General features: G+C 62.2%; 5 protein-coding genes and 1 pseudogene. 3 read left to right on the top strand and 3 right to left on the bottom strand.

What is annotated here, in order from left to right; genetic code table 11:
* Positions 1–122: 122 nt before the first annotated feature.
* Positions 123–1,326, bottom strand: a pseudogene (locus H9Q09_RS19005) (IS256 family transposase); the annotation flags it as partial.
* A gap of 53 nt (positions 1,327–1,379) precedes the next feature.
* Here H9Q09_RS19005 and H9Q09_RS19000 point away from each other — a divergent pair.
* Both H9Q09_RS19000 and H9Q09_RS18995 read left to right on the top strand, forming a co-directional pair.
* Positions 1,380–2,408, top strand: coding sequence for an IS110 family transposase (locus H9Q09_RS19000; RefSeq protein WP_187392337.1), 1,029 nt, complete (start codon positions 1,380–1,382; stop codon positions 2,406–2,408).
* Positions 2,409–2,889: 481 nt separating this feature from the next.
* The gene (locus tag H9Q09_RS18995) at positions 2,890–3,252 is read left to right on the top strand and encodes a PRC-barrel domain-containing protein (protein WP_187392336.1); all 363 of its coding nucleotides are present in this window, start codon (positions 2,890–2,892) and stop codon (positions 3,250–3,252) included.
* A gap of 59 nt (positions 3,253–3,311) precedes the next feature.
* Here the strand turns inward: H9Q09_RS18995 and H9Q09_RS18990 are convergent, their stop codons facing one another.
* A complete protein-coding gene (locus H9Q09_RS18990) occupies positions 3,312–3,830 on the bottom strand; it encodes a phosphatidylglycerophosphatase A (protein ID WP_187392335.1) in 519 nt (172 codons plus the stop codon).
* A gap of 167 nt (positions 3,831–3,997) precedes the next feature.
* Here H9Q09_RS18990 and H9Q09_RS18985 point away from each other — a divergent pair, with 167 nt between their 5' ends.
* A complete protein-coding gene (locus H9Q09_RS18985; RefSeq protein WP_187392334.1) occupies positions 3,998–4,765 on the top strand; it encodes a nucleoside recognition protein in 768 nt (255 codons plus the stop codon).
* Positions 4,766–4,925: 160 nt separating this feature from the next.
* Here H9Q09_RS18985 and H9Q09_RS18980 read toward each other — a convergent pair whose 3' ends face one another.
* Positions 4,926–6,293, bottom strand: a complete 1,368-nt coding sequence (locus H9Q09_RS18980) for an amidase (protein WP_187392333.1) — start codon at positions 6,291–6,293, stop codon at positions 4,926–4,928.
* Between the last annotated feature and the right edge of the window lie 62 nt (positions 6,294–6,355).

Below are 6,355 nucleotides of genomic sequence, written 5' to 3'. Positions count from 1 at the left end.
GACTATGCTGTATCGCTCGACGGACCGCCTCTGTCGTCGTGGCGCATCCATGAAGAACTTGGACCATAGCGCATCCTTCCATCCCTGCGAAAAGACTGCACCATCAAAACCCGGGATCAAACAGCGATAACGAACTTAAAGACCATCAACCGGGCGGTCTTCTGCGACAGTTGCTCCCTTTGTTCTGACCGTCCGGTGCCGGACCGTGGCGAAGACGCTCTCGATGGGGTTCGAGGTCCGCAAATGGTCCCAGTGCTCGGCCGGAAAGTCGAAGAAGGCCAGGAGCGCGTTGCGGTCCTTAGTCAGGCATTCGACAGCCTTGGGATATTTGGCGCCGTACTTCTCGGCGAAGACCGCGATGGCCGCTTCGGCACTCGCCCGTTCCGCCGCGTCCCGCACCTCGCGCAAGTCCGTCTTCATGTTTGGCTGAACCGACTTCGGGACCCTATTGAGGATGTTGAGGAGCTTGTGTTGCCAGCATCGCTGGTGGCGCGTTCCGGGGAAGATCTCCTCGAGCGCTTTCCAGAAGCCGAGTGCTCCGTCGCCGACGGCGATCTCGGGCGCGGCGGCGAGACCGCGTGCTTTCAGGTCGACGAGCAGTTCGCGCCAGCTCTGCGCACTCTCGCGGACACCGACCTGGAAGCCGACGAGTTCTTTCTTGCCTTCGGGCGTGGCGCCGACGATGACGAGCATGCAAGCGGCATCATCCTCCATCCGTGCCTGAAGATAGACCCCGTCGGCCCAGATGTAGACGTAGCGCCGGGCCGACAGATCGCGCCGCTGCCAGCGATCGTATTCGTCCGTCCATTCGTCCTTCAGACGTCCGATCACCGACGGCGACAGGTTCGGGGCGTCCCTTCCCAGCAGCGCAGCAAGGGCCTCTTGGAAATCGCCGGTCGAGATGCCGCGCAGGTAGAGAACCGGCAGCAGGGCATCGAGGCTCTTCGTTCGCCGTGCCCACTTCGGCAAGATCGCCGAGGTGAACGTGATGCGGTCGGCGCCTTCGCCGGACCCGTCACCAGCATTGCCGCCGCGGTCGCGAACCTTCGCTCGCTGAACCGGCACCGGGGCGATGCCCGTCTGGATGGTTCGCTCTGGGCCATGGCCGTGGCGGACGAAACGAGCCCGGCCGTCAGAAAGCCGCTCCTCCTGCATCGCAGCCAAGAATACCTCGGCTTCCGCTTCGATCGCTTCTGCGAGCAACCGGCGGGCCCCATCGTGCAGCACCGAGGTAAGGGGATCCTCGATCGCGTCGGGATGTCGAAATGCGGAACGGTGGTATCCGTCGTCATAGATGGGGTGGTTGCCGCCCTCCCGATACGGCATCGCGATGTGCCAAGGTCGTGGTGTTAAGAGCCACGAAGCGGAGAGGACGGCAGATGAAGGATACGATGATCGGCGTGGATCTGGCAAAGAATGCGTTCCAGCTCCACGGCGCCTCGATGACGGGGCAAGTGAAGTTCCGAAAGAAGCTGACGCGGCTGCAGTTCCTGAAGTTCATGGCGGAACAGCTACCAACTGTGGTGGTGATGGAGGCTTGCGGCAGCGCCAGCTATTGGGCGCGCGAGATGGTCAAGTTCGGCCATGAGGTGAAACTGATCGCCCCACAGTACGTCCGGCCCTTCGTAAAACGCCAGAAGAACGACATGGCAGATGCCGAGGCAATCGTCATTGCCGCGCAACGCCCCGAGATGCGTTTCGTCGAACCGAAGTCAGAGAAACAGCAGGCGCGTGCTGTGATGTTCCGCAGCCGAGAGCGCCTTGTCCACCAGCGTACAGAACTGGTGAACGCATTGCGCGCAGTCCTTTACGAATACGGCCATACCATTCCGCTGGGAATCAGACAGCTCAAGCGAATTGAGGCGCTGCTTGATGAGCCAAACAGCGATCTGCCCGCGCTGGTCCGTGAGGAATGTCGGGACATGATGGCGCAGATCGCGGAGAAAACCACCCGGATCGAAGCCCGAACGAAGCGCGCCGCGGAATTGGCCGCCTCGGACGACATGGCAAAGCGTTTGCAGACGATGCCGGGGGTCGGAACGCTGACCGCGTTGGCGGTCGAAGCCTTTGCTCCGGACATGACAAGCTTCCGGCGCGGCCGCGACTTTGCGGCATGGCTCGGGCTTGTCCCGCGTCAGCATTCCACGGGCGGCAAACAACGGCTGGGGCGTGTGTCGAAGGCCGGCCAAGCCGACATCCGACGACTCCTGATTATCGGGTCGATGTCGCGACTGAACTGGCTAGGCCGCCGGACTATTCCCGAGGGGTCCTGGCTCGCGCGCATGGCAGAGAGAAAGCCGCGGATGCTCGTCGCCATCGCTCTGGCGAACAAGATGGCGCGGGCAATCTGGGCCATGCTGACAAAGAACGAGGACTATCGTGATCCGGCATGGGCTGCCGCTGCATGAGCTTCATGGCGCGGACGACAGCCCGCCGCCGGTGACGGAGGTGTGAGAAGCCGAAGACCAGAATGGGCAAAAGATCGAACAGATCCGGACGGTAAAACCAGGCGATACGCCAGAGCCCCGAGCTCGTTTCATAGATTTGGACCCGTTTCGCGGATCACCATACCGGCCAGCGGCACGTGAACGCCGCAGAAACAGGCCTCACACAAGACCGCGCTCGATCACATGCTCATAGGTAGAAAACTTCTTGCATCACGGGCGGCAACCACACAAGGCGTATCGCTCCTCTGGAGGTTCGGGCAGGCTTCAACAACCGCCCCGATACGCCGCCTTTCTCAAACCGTCATCACCCAGTTTCCGCCATGGCTCTTCCAGACTTCTGAGTGGGCACAATTTCCTAGTAAACGATCTCTCCCGAGGCCCGTGGAACGACAAAACCCGTTCGAGCCTTTCAGGTGCAGCAGTGCACCAGGAGGAATAACCTATGAAACAGATTCTTGCCGCAGCAGCTCTTTCACTCATTGCCGTCCCGGCTCTGGCGCAACAGGGCGCTATGGTGGAAGTGGCAGACCAGACGATGGTGTCTGATTTCAACCTGACAGCCGATGCTGTCGGTGAGCTTGACGTCTATACGAGCGATGGCACGAAAATCGGTGAGGTTGAGGACGTGGTCGGCCCTGATCAGAACACAGCCCAAGGGATTGCCGTCGATTTTGATGACAACGCAACTGACTATGGCCGTGAGGATCGCGTCATCCCGATCGACCAGTTTTCTGTTTCGGAAAGCCGTCTCGTTTTGAGTGCGGACGCCCAGACCGTTTCATCAATGCCGACTTGGGACGACTGAACCTCGATAACATCTATGGAAACCAAAGGACGGCCCTAAGGGCCGTCCTGATACAAAGCCTATCGTTCGGTCTTCGCGCGCCGGATCATCCAGCGCACGGCAATCACAGCGATTGCGGCGACCATTCCCACGGCGCAATCATCCAAGAGTACCCCAATATCAGTTTTGCGGAAAAGCTCGACCTGAGAAAGCGGCCAAGGCTTGAGACGATCAAGCACCGCGTAAAGGGGCGCGGTCGCCAGCGTCCATGGCCGGCTTTTCCAACCGCCGATCGCAGCGACAAACATCCCTGCCACCTCGTCGATGACAATCCTGCCATCGTCGACAACGCCGGTCAGGGCGAACCAGTAACCTCCGGCAGCCACTGCGAGAACAGCGACGGGCAGGAATGCCGCGAGCGCCAGCTTCCCCTGACCGCGTGATGTACTGATCCATAGAAATGGCAGGATCGTCAGCGCAGCCAGAAAGCCCTGAAACGGTTCGACGAGGCCGGTTCCAAACCATGTTGCCAGAATGGCAAGCCAAGACACGGCCGCTATCTCGGCGGGCAAGGACTCAAGGTAGGGAAAAAGCTGCATACAACCCCCAGATCGCAGGACGAATCGCCTTAGCAGGGGCTTACGCCATGTCTCGGATATTGCAATTTCGAGATCGAATCTGAAACAGAACTCAAGTATTCCGTTTCACAAACCGACGGTCCGCTCTCTGTGTAAGGCTGGAGGGCCATGAAGGGCTTGGTTGGGTCGTGAGCCGCCGCATCCAGCCAACTTTAATATATCACAACGTCACCGCCGATCTGAGCGTCGGCAACATCACTGTCTTCTCGGCCCTTCTGCTGTTCGCCCATGGCCTGCCCATTGAGCAGAAGATCATCCAGAAGGCCGGGCCCGCGCTGATTGTCACGACGGTCCTCCGCCTCCTCGGTGGTGTCCTCTACGCCTTCCTGCTGCACCGCCTGCTCGTGGCGACCGGCTGGTTGGCGTCGCCGGTAAATCCTGCCTGGATCCCAATGAACGTCGAGCCGGGCTGGGGGGACTTCCTTTTCGGCCTACTGGAGACGATGGCCGCGATGCTAGTCATCTTCCTGGCTCTGTCCTGGATGCTGGACATCCTGAAGGCCGCCACCGGGCTGCTGGACCTGATGATGCGGGGACTGGCGCCCCTGCTGCGGCTCGTCGGCATTCGAGGGGAGGCGGGAGAGTTCACGGCGGTCGGTCTGCTCCTTGGGATCTCCTATGGCGGCGGCCTGCTGATCCGCGAGGCGCGATCGGGTGCGATCTCCGCGCGCCAGATATTTCTCGCCTGCGTCTTCATGGGCTTTGCCCATGGCGTCATTGAAGACACGCTGGTCGTCGTCGCGCTCGGCGCTAATCCAATGGGCGTCCTCGTCGGCCGCTTGGTCTTTGCCGTCGCGGCGACGGCTTCGATTTCGGTTCTGATTGGACTGATGTCGGAAAGAACCTTCTCCAGATGGGCTTTCCGCAGCGGGCCCCGACCAATCCTGGATATCTAGCCGCTGTTCAGTCCGGCCGCCGCATCGAGATGGAGTCGAGTGCTCTTCCGCGCGTTTGCTTGAGATGCGAATTCCTGCATCTTCGATGTGTGGCGACAATCGACAAAGGTGGCGAACCGCACTCACCTGTCTGCAGGCGGCAGGCACGACCGGTTCACGTTCAGTCTTCAACGACCAGATTCCTCTGTTGCATGGCAGCCTGCAGTTTTGCCGCCACGGCCATGACGAGGTCCTCGCGACCGTGTCGCGCGCAGATCTGCATGCCGATGGGCAGGCCGGTCGCGGTCGTGGCCACCGGCACGGAGATCGCGCAGAGATCGAGATAGTTCGCCAGTCTCGTCAGGCGCGACATGGGGAAGACCGCCTCCTCGACATCGATCAGACGGCAGGCGGGGAAGGGCGTTGTCGGCAAGAGGATAACATCGTCCTTCCCGAGCATCTCCTCGAGTGCGCCAAGCGCCTGGTGGCGCGCAGCGACCCGTGCGGCATGGGCCGCATCGTCGATGGCGGCGCCTTGGCGGACGCGGCTGCGCACGGCCGGGTCGAGCGGCAGATCAGGATCCTCGACGAGGTGGCGCAGCGCGCCATAAGCCTCCTTCGCCATGATCGCGCCGGTCTCGGCCTGATAGTCGACGAATGCACGCGGCAGAACAAGTGGCTGCACCGACAGGCCGGTCTCCGAGAGGCCCGCGATGCTGGCAAGCAACGCTGCCGCCACGGCCGGATCAAGGGGGTCCAGTTCGGCCCGCGGCGGTATTCGAACGGTGCCAATCGACCTGTTCGGATCCGACATGAGAGCCGACACCGTCGCTGTTGGATCGCGCATGGCCGCGAAGATCAGCCTCGCATCGTCGATGTGATGGGTGAGGGGCCCGATCGTGTCGAAGCTCGGGGACAGCGGCGCAACGCCGTCGGTGGACACCACGCCGCGGCTCGTCTTCAGGCCGATCGTCCCGCAAAGCGCCGCCGGGATGCGGACCGAGCCGCCGGTGTCGGAGCCGATCGCCGCGGGCACCATGCTGGCTGCGACCGCCACCGCCGAGCCGCTGCTGGAGCCGCCGGCAACGTAGTGATCGTCGGCCATGCGGGGATTGCGCGGCGCGCCGAGCGCGGCATTGGTGCCCCAGCTGCCGAAGGCGAACTCGACCATCTGCGTCTTGCCGATCAGCACCATGCCGGCATCTTCCAGGCGGCGCAGGAAGGGCGCGGTCGCAATTGCGGGCGTCGTGCCATAGGCGCGAGAGCCGAAGCCGGTGACATGGCCTTCCGTGTCGGCGAGATCCTTCACTGCGATGGGAATGCCGTGCAAGGGGCCGCGCGCCCGACCTTCGACACGCTCGCGATCGAGCCGGCGGGCTGTGGCGATAGCGGCTTCGGAATAGACCGCCACGAAGGCGTGCAGCGCGGCGTCCTGCGCCTCGATACGAGCCAGGCACTCCGCCACCAATGCCTCGCTGGTCAGTTCTCCTGCCGCCATGAGGCGCGCGAGTTCGACAAAGGGCAGCGCGACGATATCGGTCTGCGGCATGGCACAATCTCTCGCATGGTTCGCCGTAAACGGTGGGGCCGCAGTCATAACCGATCCGTGCT

Origin of the sequence: Aurantimonas sp. DM33-3, from assembly GCF_014334315.1 — a bacterium.
Classification (GTDB): domain Bacteria; phylum Pseudomonadota; class Alphaproteobacteria; order Rhizobiales; family Rhizobiaceae; genus Aurantimonas; species Aurantimonas coralicida.
This window is presented reverse-complemented; position numbering and strand designations above follow the sequence as displayed.